The organism is Paraburkholderia heleia NBRC 101817 (assembly GCF_000739775.1).
GTDB lineage: Bacteria > Pseudomonadota > Gammaproteobacteria > Burkholderiales > Burkholderiaceae > Paraburkholderia > Paraburkholderia heleia.
Map to the genome: position 1 here is coordinate 47,966 of NZ_BBJH01000011.1, position 17,066 is coordinate 65,031.

Consider the following 17,066-nt stretch of genomic DNA (forward strand, 5'->3'; position numbering starts at 1 on the left):
GCGCGAAAGCCGCGCGAGCGGCCGCGCCTTCAGTGATCGTGCCTCACCTGCGCCATCACCGGCTGGCTCGCCCTGCGGCTCAACATCAGCGTAACGACCGCGGACAGTGCGAGTGTCGCGCCGACGACATACAAGCCCGCGGCATAGCTCCCGGTCCGGGTCTTCAGCCACCCGATCACGGCGGGCCCCACGAACCCGCCGAGATTGCCGATCGAATTGATCATGGCGATGCCCGCTGCGGCACCCGCGCCGGAGAGGAACAGGCTGGGCATGGCCCAGAGCGGCGCCTTGGCCGCGCTGATGCCGATATTGACCACCACGAGCGCCAGCACGATCATCAGCGCGGTGCTGGCCTGCCCCGCGAAGATGAAGCCCACGCATGCCAGCACGCAGGGAATCACGACGTGCCAGGTACGCTCTGTCGTGCGGTCGGAGTGCCGCGCCCAGAGAATCATGGCGACGACCGACACGATGCTCGGAATCGCGTTCAGCAGCCCGGTTTCGAGCGAGCTGAAGCCATATTGCCGGATGATGAGCGGCGCCCACAGGCCCAGCGTGTACAGGCCGGCCGAGGTGCCGAAGTAGATCAGCGCGAGCGCCAGCACGCGCGGGTCGCGCAGGGCGCTCAGCGCTCCCGCTGTGTGGCCGGCGTGCCCTTCGCGTGCCCGCGCTTCGTCGGCGAGTTTTGCCATGAGCCAATCGCGCTCTTGCGGCTCGAGCCAGTGTGCTTTCGAGGGTGCATCGGTGAGAACCTTCAGGACCACGAAACCCAGCAGCACAGCGGGAACCGCTTCGATCACGTAAAGTAGCTGCCAGTTGGCGAGACCGAACATGGTTGGCAGTTGCATGAGCGCGCCCGAAATCGGCGAGCCGAGCGCCGTCGAAATCGGCGCGGCCGCCATGAACCATGCCGCAGCGGCCGCGCGTTGCCTCGTCGGGAACCAGAGGCTCAGGTAGAGGATGATGCCGGGGAAAAAGCCCGCTTCCGCCACGCCGAGCAAAAAGCGCAGCGCATAGAAGCTCGTGGGGCCGCTCATCAAGGCGGACGCCGCCGAGACAATGCTCCACGTGAGCATGACGCGAGCGATCCAGATGCGCGCGCCCACGCGGTGCAAGATGAGGTTCGAAGGCACTTCGAACAGGAAGTAGCCGATAAAGAAGAGCCCGCCGCCCAGGCCGAAGGCCGTGGGCGAAAGGCCGATCGCCTTGTTCATCGTCATTGCCGCGAAGCCCACGTTGACCCGGTCGAGAAAGCTCACGAAATACAGCAGCATGACAAAAGGGATGATGCGCCACATGAGCTTGCGCGTGACGATTGCTTCGGTATCCGAATTCACGTGTCTCCTCCCTGGAGGGTTCGGCGGGAGCGCGAGGGGCATTGATTGGCGTCACGCCCCCGTGTCTGCTTTTTTCTCTACCGCGCGGTAGCGCTCAGGCAGCGACGGCCGCCTTCCCGACGAGTTCGCACACCGCGGCCGTGACCTGCGCGGTGGTCGCCTTGCCGCCCAGGTCGCCGGTGTGCAGCGCGGGGTTGGCGGTCACGGTCTCGATGGCCTGCATCACATGAGCGGCGGCTTCGGTCTCGCCGAGGTGCTCGAGCAGCATCACGACCGACCAGAACGTGCCGATCGGATTGGCGAGCCCCTTGCCCATGATGTCGAAGGCCGAACCGTGGATCGGCTCGAACATCGACGGATAACGCCGCTCGGGATCGATGTTGCCGGTCGGCGCAATGCCCAGGCTGCCCGCGAGCGCGGCGGCGAGGTCGCTGAGAATATCCGCGTGCAGGTTGGTCGCGACGATCGTATCGAGCGAAGCAGGGCGGTTGACCATGCGCGCGGTGGCGGCGTCCACCAGTTCCTTGTCCCACTTCACGTCCGGGAACTCCCTCGAGATCTGTTGCGCGATCTCGTCCCACATCACCATGCCATGGCGTTGCGCGTTGCTTTTGGTGATGACCGTGAGCAGCCTGCGGGGGCGCGACTGCGCGAGGCGGAACGCAAAGCGCAGGATGCGTTCGACACCGGCACGCGTGAGGATCGACACGTCGGTCGCGGCTTCGAGCGGATGACCCTGGTGCACGCGGCCGCCCACGCCCGAATACTCGCCTTCGGAGTTTTCGCGCACGATCACCCAGTTCAGGTCTTCGGGCCTGCAGCGCTTCAAAGGCGCGTCGATGCCGGGCAGGATGCGCGTGGGGCGCACGTTCGCGTACTGATCGAGCCCCTGGCAAATTTTCAGGCGCAGGCCCCAGAGCGTGATGTGGTCAGGCACGTCCGGGTCGCCTGCGGAGCCGAACAGAATGGCGTCCTTGTCGCGGATGGCATCGAGGCCGTTGGCCGGCATCATTACGCCGTGCTGGCGGTAGTAGTCGGCGCCCCAGTCGAAGTTTTCGAATGCGAACGCGAAGCGCTGCGTGGTTTTCGCAAGCGCTTCCAGTACCTCCTTGCCCGCGGGGACGACTTCCTTGCCGATGCCGTCGCCGGGAATGGTTGCGATGCGATAGGTCTTCATGTCTCGTTCCTTGGTATGTGGCCAGTGTGGATTCACTTTACCGAACTCCCGGTTCAAAAACCGGTGCTAGACTCAAAGCATCCTTAACCTGAATTCACAAGTGGCGACCGTGACCGACACCGTGCTACCGGCCGATCTGGGCTTTTTCTCGACGCTCGCCTCCTCGGGCAGCCTGAGCGCCGCCGCGCGCGAGCTGGGCCTCACGCCCGCCGCCGTGAGCAAGCGGCTTGCACAAATGGAGGAGCGCGCCGGGGTGCCGCTCGTGAACCGCACGACCCGCCGCATGATGCTGACGCCCGAAGGCGAGGTGTACCTGGAGCACGCGCGCCGCATTCTCGACGAGATCGACGAGCTGGGCGAGCTGCTGGGCGGCTCGAAAAAGCACCCGAAGGGGCTGCTGCGCGTGAACGCGACGCTAGGCTTTGGGCGCAGCCACATCGGGCCGGCGCTCTCGCGTTTCGTCGCGCAGTATCCGCAGGTTTCCGTGCAGCTTCAGCTTTCGGTCATGCCGCCGCCGCTCACGGAAGATTCATACGATGTCTGCATTCGCTTCGGCGAGCCGCCCGATACGCGCGTGATCGCACGGCGTCTCGCGGCGAACCGGCGTTTGCTGTGCGCTGCGCCCGCCTATCTAGCGAGCCGGGGCACGCCCGCCACGCCGCACGATCTCGCGAAGCACAACTGCATCAGCATTCGCCAGGGCGACGAAGCCTATGGCGTGTGGCGGCTTTCGCACGAGCGCGGCAATGCCCGCAAATCGGAAGCAGTCCGGATCAATGGCAATCTCACGACCAACGATGGCGAGATTGCCGTGAAGTGGGCGCTGGACGGGCATGGCATCTTGATGCGCGCGGAGTGGGACATCAACGAATATCTGGCGGACGGACGGCTCGTGGTCGTGCTGCCCGAGTATGAAACGCCGGGCGCGGACATCTACGCCGTGTATGCGCAGCGGCACCAGCTTTCCACGCGCATTCGGGCGTTCGTCGACTTCCTCGCTATCGAATTGAGCAAGTCGCAGCGATGTCCGGTAGCCCGAAGCGTTTAGCCTCGTTTCATTTCCGCGCCGCGGCGATCACGGCGGCGAGGCGCTCCGCTGCGGCTGTCATTTGCGCACGGCTAAACCCCCCGAAGCCCAGGATGAGCCCGGGGCGCGCAGTGCCCGCGGCGAACATGGGCGACGCTGCGCGCACCGCGATACCCTCGTTCGCTGCGCGCCGTACGAGCTGATGATCGTCCAGCCTCGGGTCGAGCCAGAGCACGAGATGCATGCCCTGATCACCGGGCTCGATCCATGCCAGCTCGCGGGGCAAAAGCGCTTCGAGCGTTTCGATCAGGCTGAGCCGCTGCTCTGCATAGACGTTGCGGACCTTGCGGACGTGCCGCTCCAGGTGACCTTCGGTCATGAAGGCGGCGAGCACGTGTTGATCGGCCGTAGGCGGATGGCGGTCCATGAGCACGCGCGCGCCGCAGAACGCATCCACGAGACTGGGCGGCACGACGACATAGCCAAGCCGCAGCGAGGGAAAGAGGATCTTGCTGAAGGTGCCGAGATACACCACGCGATCCGGCGCGAGGCCCTGCAGCGCCGGATACGGATAGCCCTCGTAGCGCAGTTCGCTGTCGTAGTCGTCTTCGACAACCCAGGCAGGTGCGGTGCGCGCCCACGCGAGCAACGCCGCGCGCCGCGCCATGCTCAGCGGCATGCCGAGCGGATATTGATGCGAGGGCGTGACGAACGCCACGCGCGCCTTCGGCGCGAGGCGAAGGCCAGCCTCGACGTCGAGACCTTCGGCGTCCACGGGCACGCGGACCATGGCGTCGCGGTAGGGCAGGCTTTCCAGGATGGCGGTGACGCCACGGTAGGCGGGGTTCTCGACCCATGCCTGGTCGCGCGGCCCCAGCAGCACCTGGCTTGCGAGAAAGAGCCCCTGCTGGGTGCCGCTCGTCACGATGACCTGATCTGCTTCGCAGCGCACCGATCGGGACTTGCGCACGTAATCGGCAATCGCTTCGCGCAGCGCCAGCGCGCCTTGCGGGTCGGCATAGCCGGTCGGCGAGGCCGGTCCCCGCGCGCGCAAGCGGTTGCCGAGCCGGCGCCAAATGTCGCCGGGGGCGGTCATGCCCGTCGGCACCGAAATGGCAAACGGCACCGCAGGAAGCGGCTTGAACTCGCGTCCGATGCTGGCGAACGCTTCGGCGCGTTCCGGCAGCCCGGTTTGCGCCGCCTGCGATGCAGCGACTCGGGGCTCGCGCGCGGCGGACGGCGGCTGCGCCAGCGCGAGCGCCACGCGGGTGCCGGCTCCGGCTTTCGATTCAAGGAAGCCCTCGGCGATCAGCTGCTCGTAGGCCTCGACCACCGTGCCGCGCGCCACCTGGAGCGAAGCGGCGAGCGCGCGGGTGGAAGGCAGCGCATCGGCGGGCCGCAGATCGCCTTTGCGCACCGCTTCGCGCAACGCCTCCGCCACCTGGCGGCTGAGATTGCCGGCTTCGCGGTCCAGCGTGCCAAACGACGGCATCTCTGCGGCCTGCGCAGTTCTCGGCATGATTCTGGTTCACTGGAATATGAATAAACTGGATCTACAGAATAAACCACTTTTGAGGCAGAGTCGGGTTTGAGGCGGCATCGGCCGCGCCAACCCACCCCCTTACGAGCAGGGACAAACGCATGTACGTACCAGCCCATTTCGCCGAAGACCGCAAGGACGTCCTGCACGACTGCATCGCCCAACATCCGTTCGGCACGTTGGTCACGCAGGGAAAAAGCGGGCTCGACGCCAATCACATTCCCTTTGAACTCGCGGCGGGCGAGGGCGAGTTGGGCGTCCTGCGCGCGCATGTCGCGCGGGCCAACCCGGTTTGGCAGGACGTGGCGAACGGCGACGAAGTGCTCGTGATCTTCCGCGCGGGCGATGCGTATATTTCGCCGAACTGGTATCCGGGCAAGCACGAGGCACACAAGCAGGTGCCGACCTGGAATTACGTCGTGGTCCATGCTCACGGGCGCATCAGGATTCTCGACGACGAGCGCTATGTGCGCGGCGTGATTGGCCGCCTGACACGCACGCACGAAGCCACGCAGCCCAAGCCCTGGAAGATGGCCGATGCGCCGAAAGACTACACGGACACGCTTGTCAAGGCGATAGTCGGCGTGGAGATCGAGATCATGCGTCTCGTCGGCAAGAGCAAGCTCAGTCAGAACAAGGAAGCACGCGATATTCGCGGCGCCGGCGAAGCGCTCAAATCGAGCGGCGAGTCTCGCATTGCCGACGCCATGCTTGCCGCTGCCGACGAGAAGGCGCAATAGCGCGCACTGGCGCACACAGGGACCCCGTCATGGCAAACGACCCGCCGCTTGTGTGCGGCTTTTCACGCATCGATTCAGCGGGCATGCCATGGCTGCGCTCCCGCTTCGCACCCGGCGTCGAGGTCAAGCACCTCGGCAAGGCAGACGGCCGCGCCATGCAACTGGTCCGGTTCGCAGCAGGGGCAACGTTCCCTGATCATCGCCATGCGGGCCCCGAGTTCATCTACGTACTTGAAGGCGAGGCCGTGCAAAACGGCCGGCGGCTAACGGCGGGATACGCGGGTGTGGCCGAACAGGGCACTATCGAAGGAGGATTTCATAGCGACACGGGCTGCGTGTTCCTGCTCGTCTACGACCTGGATCAGGTATTCGACAAAACCTGATTGCCATACAGGCTCGCGGGTAAGCACGGGTAAACCACATTCCAGGCGCTTGAAGAAAATCTTCACAGGCCTATTCAACTAGTATTTAATAAACCGGCGCGGCGGTGAGCGACGGGTCACGCGCTTCGCCGTGACCTGACCCTGACGGTACGAGGCCGGAACGATGAATCCCCACGAATACGAAATCCACGATGTGCGCTTTCGCATGCTGCTGCAGCCCAACGCGCAGTTCGAGAAGCTCGCGGGCGGTTGCATGTGGGCGGAAGGACCGGTGTGGTTTCCCGCCGGCGACTTTCTTGTCTGGAGCGACATTCCCAACAACCGGATGATGCGCTGGGTGCCCGGCATCGGTACGGGCGTGTTCCGCGCGAACTCGAATTTCAGCAACGGCAACACGCTCGACCGCGAATGCCGGCTCGTGACCTGCGAGCACGGCACGCGCCGCGTCACGCGTACGGAGCACGACGGGCGCGTCACGGTCATTGCCGACCGCTTTGAGGGCCATCGGCTGAATTCGCCTAACGACGTGATCGTGCGTTCGGACGGCTCGATCTGGTTCACCGACCCCGACTACGGCATTCTCGGCGACTACGAGGGCTTTCGCGCGCCGAGCGAGATCGGCGCATGCCATGTGTATCGCGTATCGCCCGATACCGGTGTGGTGCAGCGCGTGGCCGACGACTTCATGAAGCCCAACGGGCTCGCATTCTCGCCCGATGAATTGCGGCTCTACGTGGCCGATTCGGGCGCGTCGCATATCGAGAACGGCCCGCACCACATTCGCGTATTTGATGTGGACGCGCAAGGCGGCTTGCACAACGGCCGGTTATTCGCCGAGGTGTCGCCGGGTGTACCCGACGGCATGCGCGTGGACGAGCACGGCAACGTCTGGACGAGCGCGGGCGACGGCATCCACTGCTATGCGGCTGACGGTACGTTGCTCGGCAAGATCCTCGTGCCGGAAACCGTCGCGAATCTCGTGTTCGGCGGCCCGAATCGCAATCGCCTTTTCATTGCAGCCAGCACGTCGCTGTACTCGCTTTACGTGGGCGTGCGCGGCGCTTCCCTGGGAGACCGGCGATGACGCTTCTCGACCCCGCTTCGCTTTCGGCCGCGCTCATTCTCCTCAACCGGCGCGATGACGTTGCCATCGCGCGCGGGCAGTTGATGCCCGGCTCGACACTGTACGGCGACCATACGGTCGCGGGCATGATTCCGCCTGGCCACAAGGTCGCGTTGCGCGATATCGAGCGAGGCGAACCCGTGCGCCGCTACGGGCAGATCATCGGCTTCGCGAGCCGGCCGATCCGCCGCGGCGAACACGTGCATACGCACAATCTCTCGATGGGCGACTTCGAGCGCGACTACGCATTCGGCGTGGACGCGCACGAGACGCCCGCCGCCGCGCAGCCTGCCACGTTTCTTGGCATTCGGCGCGCGGATGGCCGCGTCGCGACGCGTAACTACATCGGCATCCTCACGTCGGTCAACTGCTCGGCCACGGTTGCACGCGCGATAGCCGATCACTTTCGCCGCGACATTCATCCCGAAGCGCTGGAGGCGTTCCCCAACGTGGACGGGGTGGTGGCGCTCACGCACGGCGAAGGCTGTGCGCTCGCGGCAGAAGGCGAGCCGATCACGGTGTTGCGCCGCACACTCGCAGGCTACGCGCGGCATGCCAACTTCTACGCAGTGCTGATCGTCGGCCTCGGCTGCGAGACGAACCAGATCGACGGTCTCGTGGAAGCCGAACAGCTCGAGCGCGGCGCGCGCCTTTCGACCATGACGATCCAGCAGACGGGCGGCACCGCGCGCACGGTTGCAGCGGGCATCGAGCAGGTGCGTGCGCTGCTGGCCGAAGCGAATCGCGTGACGCGCGAGCCTGTCGATGCGCGTCATCTCGTGGTCGGCTTGCAGTGCGGCGGCTCGGACGGCTACTCCGGCATTTCCGCGAATCCGGCGCTCGGCGCGGCCGTGGACAGGCTCGTCACGCACGGCGGCACGGCGATCCTTTCCGAAACGCCCGAAATCTACGGCGCCGAGCATCTGCTCACGCGGCGCGCGGTGTCGCGCGAAGTGGGCGAAAAACTGGTGGCGCGCATCCGCTGGTGGGAAGCCTATTGCGCGCGCATGCAAGCCGACATGAACAACAACCCTTCTGCGGGCAACAAGGCGGGTGGCCTCACGACCATTCTCGAAAAGTCGCTCGGCGCGGTGGCCAAGGGTGGCACGACGAGGCTCGTCGAAACCTACGAGTATGCGCAGCCCGTGCGCGCGCAGGGGCTCGTGTTCATGGATACGCCAGGCTACGACCCGGTGTCCGCCACCGGACAGGTGGCGGGCGGCGCCAACCTGATCTGCTTCACGACGGGCCGCGGCTCGGCCTACGGCTGCGCGCCTTCGCCGTCGCTCAAGCTGGGCACGAACAGTGCGTTGTGGCGACGCCAGGAAGAAGACATCGACCTGAACTGCGGCCGCATTCTGGACGGCGAGCAAAGCGTGGACGAGACCGGCGCCGCGATCTTCGAGCTGATGCTCGCGACGGCCTCCGGGCAGCGCACGAAGAGCGAACTGCACGGTTACGGCCAGAACGAATTCGTGCCCTGGCATCTGGGGGCGGTCATGTAGGGCGGGGGCGATTCGGACAGGCGCGGCTAGCGCATCAGCATCGCCTCTTGTTTCGCTGCCACATACAGGGTCACGTACATGTCGAATGCCACTGCTGAAAAAGGTTCAGAAGTCGTTATCGAGGCTCGCGCGCTGCATGCCTTCGTCGTCGCCATCTGGCGTGCCGCCGGCAGCGAGGCGCGCGAGGCGACGCTGGTTGCCGATCATCTCGTCGAGGCGAATCTCGCCGGGCACGACTCGCACGGCGTGGGCATGATTCCGCGCTATATGCTGTCGTGCCGCGAAGGCGAACTCAAACTGAACGCGCACGCGCAGGTCGCGCGCGACGCGGGGGCAGTGCTCACGATCGAAGGCGGGCGCGGCTTCGGGCAAGTCACGGCGTTCGAGGCCATGGAGCACGGCATCGAGCGCGCGAAGTCGCTCGGCGTGTGTGCGCTCGGCCTGCGCAACGCCCATCACGTTGGACGTATCGGGCACTGGGCGGAGCAATGCGCGCGCGCCGGGCTCGTGTCGTTCCACTTCGTCAACGTCGCGGGCGACCCGCTCGTCGCGCCGTTCGGCGGCATCGACCGGCGCTTCGGCACCAATCCGTTTTGCGCGGCGTTTCCGCTGGAGGGGCGCTCGCCTCTCGTGCTCGACTTCGCCACGAGCGCGATTGCCGCGGGCAAAGTGCGCGTGGCTTACAACAAAGGCGTGGATGTGCCCGCCGATGCGTTGATCGACAGCGACGGCCGCCCCACGCGCGATCCGGGGGCGCTCTTCAGCGACACGCAGCATGGCGCGCTGCGCGCATTCGGCGGCGCGGTGGCGGGCCACAAGGGTTCGGGGCTCGCCGCGATGTGCGAGATTCTGGCGGGCGCGCTCTCGGGGGGCTTCACGACGCGCGAGCAAACCATCGTCTCCACGCACGCCATCGTCAATTGCATGACGTCGGTGATCGTCGATCCGGCGGCGTTCGACGCGCCCTCGCACGAGCAGGAAGCACTCGCGTTCGTCGAATGGCTGAAGGCCGCGCGGCGGGCGGCGGGTGTCGACGAGATCCTGCTGCCCGGCGAGCGCGAAGACGCGACGCGGCGTGCGCGCGAGGCGCAGGGCATTCCCGTGGATGCAACGAGCTGGTCGCAAATCGTCGATGCCGCGCGCATGGCGGGCGTGACAGAGGCGGAGATCGCGGCGTGCGAGCCACTCGGGCCAACCGCGTCGCGCTAACTACGCGTGTTCACTCGTCGCACTTCACCTCGTTGCTCGGCGCGACGATGATTACCGGGTAGGTGCCGCGATCGAGTTCGACGCGCACGACGATGGCGGTGGTGGCGGGATCGCTGTCGTCATACACGCTCACCTTCTCGTTCTTCAATAGCGTGACGCCGGTGCAGCCGGACGCGTGGCTGTCGTCGTCGGCGATCTTGCATTGAATCTCGTTGTCTTTGAGGTAGCGAATGCGGTCGCGCCCGGGCGTGGCCAGATAGTCGCGCACGCTTTGCGCCGAGCCTGCAACGCCCGTCACATAACCGATTGCGCAGTCGCGCTTCGAATTCGGATTGCCCGCCGACGTTTGGGCAAGGGCGGGCGTGGCGGCCAGCGCCATGGCAGCGAAGGCAGCGAGGACCGGCGAGAGGGTGAGGCACTTCATGAGTGATCGATTGCCGCAAAAGTGGAAGCGCCGATTTTAACGCTTGTGCGATATCCGCTAAGATCGACGCGGAATTCACAGAGCGAAGCGACCGCACGCCAAAACGCGCAATGGACCGAATCGACGCCATGAAGGTTTTCGTCGCCACGCTCGACGAGGGAAGTCTCGCGGGCGCGGGCCGGCGCCTCGGCCGCTCGCCCGCGGCGGTGAGCCGCGCGATTGCGTTCCTCGAGGCGCACACCGGCACGCCGCTGCTGTACCGCACCACGCGCACGATCCGCCTGAGCGAGGCGGGCGAGCGCTATGCGCTGGCGTGCCGGCGCATTCTCGCCGATCTCGAAGAAGCCGACCTGCTCGCCGCCGACGAGCGTTCCGCGCCGCGCGGGCTGCTGGGTTTAACGGCGGCAGTGGCCGTGGGCGAGGAGGTGCTGCGCCCGATGATCGAGGAGTTCATCGACCGCCACCCCGAGGTGTCGATCCGCCTGCACCTGCTCGACCGGCCCGCGAGCCTCATCGACGAGGGCATCGACGTGGCGTTGCGCATCGCGCATCTGCAGGATTCGACGCTCGTGGCCCTTCCGGTGGGCGAGGTGCGGCGCGTGGTGGTGGCCTCGCCCGGCTATCTCGCCACGCATCCGGCCATCGAGACGCCCGCCGACCTCGCGAGCCACCCGATCATTTCGATGACGCATTTCGGGCTCGACTCGTGGAGCTTCCCGGCTGCGCGCCAGACCGCGCTGCCCCAGGTCGTGCAGTTCTCGCCGCGCTTCATCGTCAATACGATACGCGCGGCGCGGGCTTCGGCCGTGGCGGGGCATGGCGTCACGCGGCTCTTTTCGTATCACGTGGCCGAAGAGGTCGAGGCGGGCCGGCTGCGGATCGTGCTGCGCGACAGCGAGCATGCGCCGCTGCCCGTGAATCTCGTCACGCCGCACGGGCGTCTTTCGGTGCCCAAGGTGCGCAGTTTCGTCGACTTCGCCGCGCCCCGGCTGCGCGAGTACTTCGAGCAGGCGCGGCGCATTACCGACTCGGATTGAGCGGGAGTCGGCCTGAGCGACATCCGCCCATCCGTTCGACACGCGGAAGAATGACTTACGCACCGCGGCGATTCTCGCGCCGGGCGATCTAATCTAGACTGACTTCCATTTTCAGCGGACGCTTCATTGTCTCGCTTGCCGGGAGTCGTCATGCATCAAGCCGTCTCGAATCCTTCCGCGCCTGCGCTGCGGCAAACAAAGCCGCAGCCTCGCGGCTACGCGGAGCGCAATGCGCAGTACTGGCGGCGCAATCTCGTGGTGTGCGTGATCGGCTCGTTCACGACGCTCGTGAGCCTCAGCATGCTGCTGCCGTTCCTGCCGCTCTATGTGCGGCAGCTCGGCGTGACCTCGCAGTCCGCCGTGATCCAGTGGTCTGGCGTGGCATTCGGCGCGACCTTCCTCGGCACGGCGCTCACCGCGCCCATCTGGGGACGCCTCGCCGACCGCTATGGCCGCAAGCCCATGCTCGTGCGCGCGGCCATCGGTATGGCCGTGGTGATGTCGTTGATCGGCGTGGCGCACAATGTGTACGAGCTCGTCGCGCTGCGTCTGATCGCCGGCCTCGTGGGTGGCTACGCGTCGGCCTCGACGGTGATGGTCGGCACCCAGGCGCCGCGCGAGCGCGCGGGCTGGGCGCTCGGTATTCTTTCCACGGGGGCGCTCGCGGGCAATCTCGTCGGACCGCTCGTGGGCGGCGTGCTGCCCGGCTGGATCGGCATTCGCGGCACCTTTTTCGCCGGCGGCGCGATGATCGCCGTGGCGGCGCTCCTGACCATCTTCGTGGTGAAGGAAGCGTTTGATCCGGAAAGCGACGCGAAACCGCACGCACGCCACGCGGCGGCCGTTTCGGGCGGCGGCGTGCGCCGCCCCGATTATGCGGTGGTGGCCGCGCTGCTCGTGACCGCGATGATGGTGCTGCTCGCCAACATGTCGATCGAACCCGTCATCACGGTGTATATCGGCAGTCTGGGCGTGGGCGCGGCGCATCTCGCGCGCGTGGCGGGCGTGGTCATGGCATGCTCGGCGCTTGGCAGCATGCTCACGGCGGCGCGCCTGGGCGCATTGGCCGACCGCTTCGGGAGCTGGCGCGTGATCGTCGCCTGCCTCGTGCTCACGGGGCTCGCGATGGTGCCGCAAGCGTTCGTCACACACTGGTGGCAGCTCGCGGGCCTGCGCGTGGTGATGGGCATGACGCTCGCGGGACTCCTGCCTTCCATCGGCAAGCTCGCGCGGCAGTCGGTGGACGAAAGCAAGACGGGCCGCATGCTCGGCTATTTGCAGTCGGCGCAATTCAGCGGCCAGGTAGTGGGCCCGGTGATCGGCGGCGTGATCGGCGTTCACTTCGGCCTGCACGCCGTATTCTTCGCGACCGGCGCGCTGCTGGTCGCATGCGGTGGGCTCGCGCACTGGGCGCAGCGCCGCGCTCACGCCTGAAACGGGAACGCATCCGGAGGGAACGCAACATGAGCACTCAAGTGGACGAACGGGCGTTGCTGCGCTCGCTCGGCATCCAGAAGCCGATTATTCAGGCGCCGATGGCGGGCACCACTACGCCGGCGCTGGCCGCCGCCGTGTCGAATGCGGGTGCGCTGGGCTCGCTGGGCGTGGCCGCGATGAACGCGGAGAACGCGCGCCGCGCGATCCACCAGACGCGCGAGCTGACGGCGAGGCCGTTCAACGTCAACGTGTTCTGCCATCGCCCGGCCACCCCAGACGCGGCCGTGGAGCGTGCATGGCTCGACTGGCTCGCGCCGGTGTTCGAGCAATACGGCGCGCAGCCGCCTGCGTCGCTCTCGGAGATCTATACGAGTTTTGTCGTGGACAAGGCCATGCAAACCATGCTGCTGGAAGAGAAGCCGGCGGTGGTGAGTTTCCATTTCGGCCTGCCGCCCGATGCGGTGATCGCCGAACTCAGGCACGCCGGCATTCGTTTGTTTGCGAGCGCAACGAATCTCGACGAAGCGGCCGCAGCGGTGGAGGCGGGGGTGGATGCGATCGTCGCTCAGGGTGTGGAGGCGGGCGGCCATCGCGGCGTGTTCGATCAGCATGCCCGCGACGACGGCCTCGGCACGTTCGCGCTCACGCGCCTGCTGGTGAGCGAATTCGACGTGCCCGTGATCGCCGCGGGCGGGATCATGGACGGCGCGGGTATTGCGGCCGCACTCGCGCTGGGCGCGCAGGCGGCGCAACTGGGCACGGCGTTCGTGGCCTGTCCGGAGAGCGCCGCCGACGAAGGCTATCGCGCCGCCTTGCTCGGCGACGCGGCGCGCCATACCACGTTCACATCGGCGATCTCGGGACGCCTGGCGCGCAGCATCGTCAACCGCTTCACCGCACTTGGCGAAGACCCGAAGGCGCCGCGCATTCCGTCTTATCCGATTACGTACGACGCTGGCAAGGCGCTGATCGCGGCGGCGAAGGCCAAGGGCGAATTCGGCTACGGCGCGCAGTGGGCGGGCCAGGCCGCACCGCTCGCGCGTGCGTTGCCGGCGGCGGAACTGGTGGCGCAACTGGAGCGTGAAACGCGCGAGAGCATCGCACGGTTGCAGTCGGTGTGGGCTTGAGCGGCATTTGATCGGCGCAAACGGGAACATCGGCACGCGCGGGTGGCTGCGCGTGCCGATGTTCCTTTACGTGACGGACAAGACGCCCTCAGGCAGGCAGAATCTGCGCGATCACCACGAGTTCGACGGGCAAATCGAGAGGCAGTCGCGGGTGCGAGAACGCGGAGCGCGCATGCCCGGCCTTCTCGCCGAGCACGGCAGGCCGCTCGAAAAAGCCTTCGGCGCTGCTCACGTGGCCCTCCACGCGCACGATGTGATGCAGGCGCTCGAAACTGCCCAAATGCCGCTTGTCAGGAGAAAACGGGCATGCAACGCAAATTCGACGATCTGCTGCTCGGCAGCATCGAACTGTTCTGCCAGGCGGCGGAGCTGGGCAGCTTCACGCTGGCGGCCAATGCGGCGAGCGTCACGCCCGCCGCGGTGAGCCGCTCCGTGGCGCGGCTCGAAGAGCGGCTCGGCGTGCGCCTGTTCGTGCGTACGACGCGGCAGATCCGCCTGACCGATGCGGGGCGGCGCTACTTCGAGCAGTGCCGCCAGGCGCTCTCGCAACTCGTGGACGCCGAGCGCGAAGTCATGGGCGAACAGACCACCCCGGCTGGCGTGCTGCGCATCAGCATGCCCACGCCGTACGGACACTACCGCGTGCTGCCGCTCTTGCCGGCGTTTCGCGAGCGCTATCCGGAGGTGCGGGTCGATACGCATCTGAGCAACCGCAACATCGACTTCGCCGACGAAGGCTTCGACCTGGCGATTCGCGGGCGCGCGCCGGCCGATTCCACCCTGGTGGCGCGCAAGCTGGAAGACGCGGAGATGGTGGTGGTGGCCACGCCCGCTTATCTGAAGCGCGCGGGCGTGCCGAAGACCGTGGCGGATCTGCAGTCGCACGAATGCATACAGTTCGAACTGCCGAGCAGTGGGCGCCATCTTGCGTGGACGTTCGACGGCAATGCCTATGAAGACGGCGATGTGACCACGAGCGGAAGTTACGGAACGTCGGGCGACGCGCTTGCCGGCGTGACGCTCGCGCGAGCGGGGGCGGGGCTCTTCCAGACGTATCGCTTCGTGGTGGCCGACGACCTGCGCGAAGGCAGGCTCGTGGAAGTGTTGCGCGAGGAGGGGGGACGCAGCCGGCCGTTTATCCTGCTGTACCCGCACGCACGTTATTTGACGTCGCGTGTGCGGGCGTTCGTGGATTTTCTCGTGGAGCAGCTGGCGGCGCCTGTGGATGCGCCGCGCGCGAAGCGTGCGCGGTGAGGGGCGCCTGCGAGTGCGGCCAACGGAATAGCCTCGCCGCAGGATCGTTTACGCAAAACGCGGGGCGCGCGAAGCATGGTGCGTTCACTGGCCGCGCGAGTTGTCCCGGCGTTCCGGATCGTCCCCGCGAGAAGGAGGTGTCACATGAAAGCTTCTCGCTCGTTGTCTGCATGTCGTTCATCCATCCGCAGGAACCGGGCAGCGCGCGTGCCGCGAATGCGTTGCCTCGCGCTGGGCGCCGGGCTCCTCGCCCTTGCGCTGGGAACGGTTCGCGCCGAAGCCCAGCAAGCAATCCTGCCGCCGGCCTTCGCGACGTCGTCGACCGTGCCGGCCAATGGCGACGTCAATCCGTATGGCATTGCGTTCGTGCCGGTCGGCGTGCCCTCATGGAGCACGCTCAAGCCCGGCGATGTGGTGGTGTCCAACTTCAATGCGCAATCGAATCTGCAAGGCACCGGCACGACGATCGTGAAGCTCGTACCGAATGACCAGCCGGTGACGTTCTTCCAGGGCGCGCACCTCGGTCTCACGACGGCGCTCGCCGTACTGAGAAGCGGCTTCGTGCTGGTGGGCAACGTGCCGACCACCGACGGCAAGAACGTGATCCCGCCGGGCTCGCTTCTCGTCATTAATCCGCAGGGCCGGCTCGTCAAGGAACTGAAAGATGCGCGCTTGCTCGATGGCCCCTGGGACCTCACCGTGATCGACGGCGGGAAATTCGTGAAGGTCTTCGTCGCGGACGTGTTGAACGGCACGGTAGCGAGAATCGACCTCGCGATGGGCGAGAACGGCGTGACGGAGTTGCCGACCTCGACGATCGTCGCTTCAGGGTACTTGCATCGCACCGATCCGGCCGCGCTGGTCGTCGGCCCGACGGGGCTCGCCTATGACGGCCAGCGCGACGTGCTCTACGTCGCCTCGACGGGCGACAACGCGGTGTTCGCCGTTTACGGCGCGGCGGGTGCGAACCATAGCGGCGGAGTGGGGAGGTTGATCTATCAGGACAACACGCACCTGCATGGACCGCTTGCCCTTGCGCTCGCCCCCAACGGGCATCTCGTCACCGCCAACGGCGACGCCGTGAACGCCGATCCGCAACAGCCCAGCGAGATCGTCGAATTTACCGTGGATGGGCAATTCGTCGCGCAAATGTCGGTCGATCCCACGGCGGGATCGGCGTTCGGGCTTGCGTTCGGCATGGACAGCCAGCGCCACGCGCAGTTTGCCGCGGTCGACGACAACACCAACTCGGCAACGGTCTGGACACTGCGCACCGGCAACTGATCGACAGCGATGCAGCGTCATGACCCACGCCCCGCTCCGAAGCGCCGGAGCGGGGCGGTCAACGGAAATCGACTGGCGTGCCGCGATAGCGTCAGGGCTTCACGGTGTGCCACATCCCTTTGAAGCCGTCGCCGTTCATTTGTCCGGCTTGTGTGTCCTTCGCGTAGCGATAGAGGGGGTGGCCCTTGTAGGTCCATTGATGCTTCCCGTCTGCGGAAGCGATCAGCCCCCAGTCGCCGCTGGCCTTGTCGTAAGGGTCGGCGAGCGCGGCCGGCCACATGGTTGCGCACGCACCGGTGCAGGCGCTTTTGCCTTGTGCCGTATCCTTGTCGAACGTATAGAGCGTCATGCCGTCGTCGTCGACGATCATGCCGTTGGTCACTTTCGGCGCCTCCGCGAACACCGCAATGGGCAGAAGGCAAGCCAGGGCGCACAACACGATTCTGGTCATGATTTCAGTCC

16 protein-coding genes and 1 pseudogene are annotated in these 17,066 nt (G+C 66.4%); 11 read left to right on the forward strand and 6 right to left on the reverse strand.

Annotated features, from left to right (window positions below; all coding sequences use genetic code 11):
• Positions 1 to 29: 29 nt before the first annotated feature.
• Both BHE01S_RS11695 and BHE01S_RS11700 read right to left on the reverse strand, forming a co-directional pair.
• Positions 30 to 1,298, reverse strand: coding sequence for an MFS transporter (locus BHE01S_RS11695; protein WP_407669502.1), 1,269 nt, complete (start codon positions 1,296 to 1,298; stop codon positions 30 to 32).
• 133 nt (positions 1,299 to 1,431) lie between these two features.
• Positions 1,432 to 2,514, reverse strand: coding sequence for a tartrate dehydrogenase (locus tag BHE01S_RS11700; protein ID WP_042264015.1), 1,083 nt, complete (start codon positions 2,512 to 2,514; stop codon positions 1,432 to 1,434).
• Positions 2,515 to 2,623: 109 nt separating this feature from the next.
• On the opposite strand from BHE01S_RS11700, the gene BHE01S_RS11705 reads away from it, so the two are divergent.
• Complete coding sequence (locus tag BHE01S_RS11705) at positions 2,624 to 3,562, forward strand: LysR family transcriptional regulator (RefSeq protein WP_042264153.1); 939 nt, start codon at positions 2,624 to 2,626, stop codon at positions 3,560 to 3,562.
• A 7-nt stretch (positions 3,563 to 3,569) separates the two neighbouring features.
• Here BHE01S_RS11705 and pdxR read toward each other — a convergent pair whose 3' ends face one another.
• Positions 3,570 to 5,060, reverse strand: coding sequence for a MocR-like pyridoxine biosynthesis transcription factor PdxR (gene pdxR / locus BHE01S_RS11710; RefSeq protein WP_042264016.1), 1,491 nt, complete (start codon positions 5,058 to 5,060; stop codon positions 3,570 to 3,572).
• 122 nt (positions 5,061 to 5,182) lie between these two features.
• Here pdxR and BHE01S_RS11715 point away from each other — a divergent pair, with 122 nt between their 5' ends.
• From BHE01S_RS11715 to BHE01S_RS11735, 5 genes are all read left to right on the forward strand, one after another.
• On the forward strand, positions 5,183 to 5,821 hold the full coding sequence (locus BHE01S_RS11715) for an FMN-binding negative transcriptional regulator (protein ID WP_042264018.1): 639 nt from the start codon (positions 5,183 to 5,185) through the stop codon (positions 5,819 to 5,821).
• 29 nt (positions 5,822 to 5,850) lie between these two features.
• Positions 5,851 to 6,204, forward strand: a complete 354-nt coding sequence (locus BHE01S_RS11720; RefSeq protein WP_042264021.1) for a cupin domain-containing protein — start codon at positions 5,851 to 5,853, stop codon at positions 6,202 to 6,204.
• Between the two features lie 163 nt (positions 6,205 to 6,367).
• Positions 6,368 to 7,288 (forward strand): SMP-30/gluconolactonase/LRE family protein, encoded by a 921-nt coding sequence (locus tag BHE01S_RS11725; protein ID WP_042264023.1) that lies wholly within the window; start codon positions 6,368 to 6,370, stop codon positions 7,286 to 7,288.
• Entirely contained in the window at positions 7,285 to 8,832 is a 1,548-nt protein-coding gene (locus BHE01S_RS11730) for a UxaA family hydrolase (RefSeq protein WP_042264026.1), read from the forward strand. The genes BHE01S_RS11725 and BHE01S_RS11730 overlap by 4 nt, the downstream gene beginning before the upstream one ends.
• Before the next feature lie 78 nt (positions 8,833 to 8,910).
• On the forward strand, positions 8,911 to 10,041 hold the full coding sequence (locus BHE01S_RS11735) for a malate/lactate/ureidoglycolate dehydrogenase (RefSeq protein ID WP_042264028.1): 1,131 nt from the start codon (positions 8,911 to 8,913) through the stop codon (positions 10,039 to 10,041).
• 10 nt (positions 10,042 to 10,051) lie between these two features.
• On the opposite strand, the gene BHE01S_RS11740 is transcribed toward BHE01S_RS11735, so the two are convergent.
• The gene (locus BHE01S_RS11740; protein WP_042264030.1) at positions 10,052 to 10,465 is read right to left on the reverse strand and encodes a hypothetical protein; all 414 of its coding nucleotides are present in this window, start codon (positions 10,463 to 10,465) and stop codon (positions 10,052 to 10,054) included.
• Positions 10,466 to 10,575: 110 nt separating this feature from the next.
• Here BHE01S_RS11740 and BHE01S_RS11745 point away from each other — a divergent pair, with 110 nt between their 5' ends.
• The 3 genes from BHE01S_RS11745 to BHE01S_RS11755 all read left to right on the forward strand — a co-directional run bounded on the left by BHE01S_RS11745 (position 10,576) and on the right by BHE01S_RS11755 (position 14,066).
• A complete protein-coding gene (locus BHE01S_RS11745; protein ID WP_042264033.1) occupies positions 10,576 to 11,502 on the forward strand; it encodes a LysR family transcriptional regulator in 927 nt (308 codons plus the stop codon).
• A gap of 150 nt (positions 11,503 to 11,652) precedes the next feature.
• Entirely contained in the window at positions 11,653 to 12,936 is a 1,284-nt protein-coding gene (locus BHE01S_RS11750) for an MFS transporter (protein WP_174479500.1), read from the forward strand.
• 29 nt (positions 12,937 to 12,965) lie between these two features.
• The gene (locus BHE01S_RS11755; RefSeq protein WP_042264157.1) at positions 12,966 to 14,066 is read left to right on the forward strand and encodes an NAD(P)H-dependent flavin oxidoreductase; all 1,101 of its coding nucleotides are present in this window, start codon (positions 12,966 to 12,968) and stop codon (positions 14,064 to 14,066) included.
• A gap of 88 nt (positions 14,067 to 14,154) precedes the next feature.
• Here the strand turns inward: BHE01S_RS11755 and BHE01S_RS11760 are convergent.
• A pseudogene (locus BHE01S_RS11760) lies at positions 14,155 to 14,352 on the reverse strand (RidA family protein); the annotation flags it as partial.
• Between the two features lie 20 nt (positions 14,353 to 14,372).
• Here BHE01S_RS11760 and BHE01S_RS11765 point away from each other — a divergent pair.
• A complete protein-coding gene (locus BHE01S_RS11765; RefSeq protein ID WP_042264035.1) occupies positions 14,373 to 15,320 on the forward strand; it encodes a LysR family transcriptional regulator in 948 nt (315 codons plus the stop codon).
• Between the two features lie 324 nt (positions 15,321 to 15,644).
• Entirely contained in the window at positions 15,645 to 16,604 is a 960-nt protein-coding gene (locus tag BHE01S_RS11770; RefSeq protein ID WP_042264161.1) for an NHL repeat-containing protein, read from the forward strand.
• A gap of 91 nt (positions 16,605 to 16,695) precedes the next feature.
• Here the strand turns inward: BHE01S_RS11770 and BHE01S_RS11775 are convergent, their stop codons facing one another.
• A complete protein-coding gene (locus BHE01S_RS11775) occupies positions 16,696 to 17,055 on the reverse strand; it encodes a COG4315 family predicted lipoprotein (RefSeq protein WP_042264038.1) in 360 nt (119 codons plus the stop codon).
• Positions 17,056 to 17,066 lie beyond the last annotated feature (11 nt).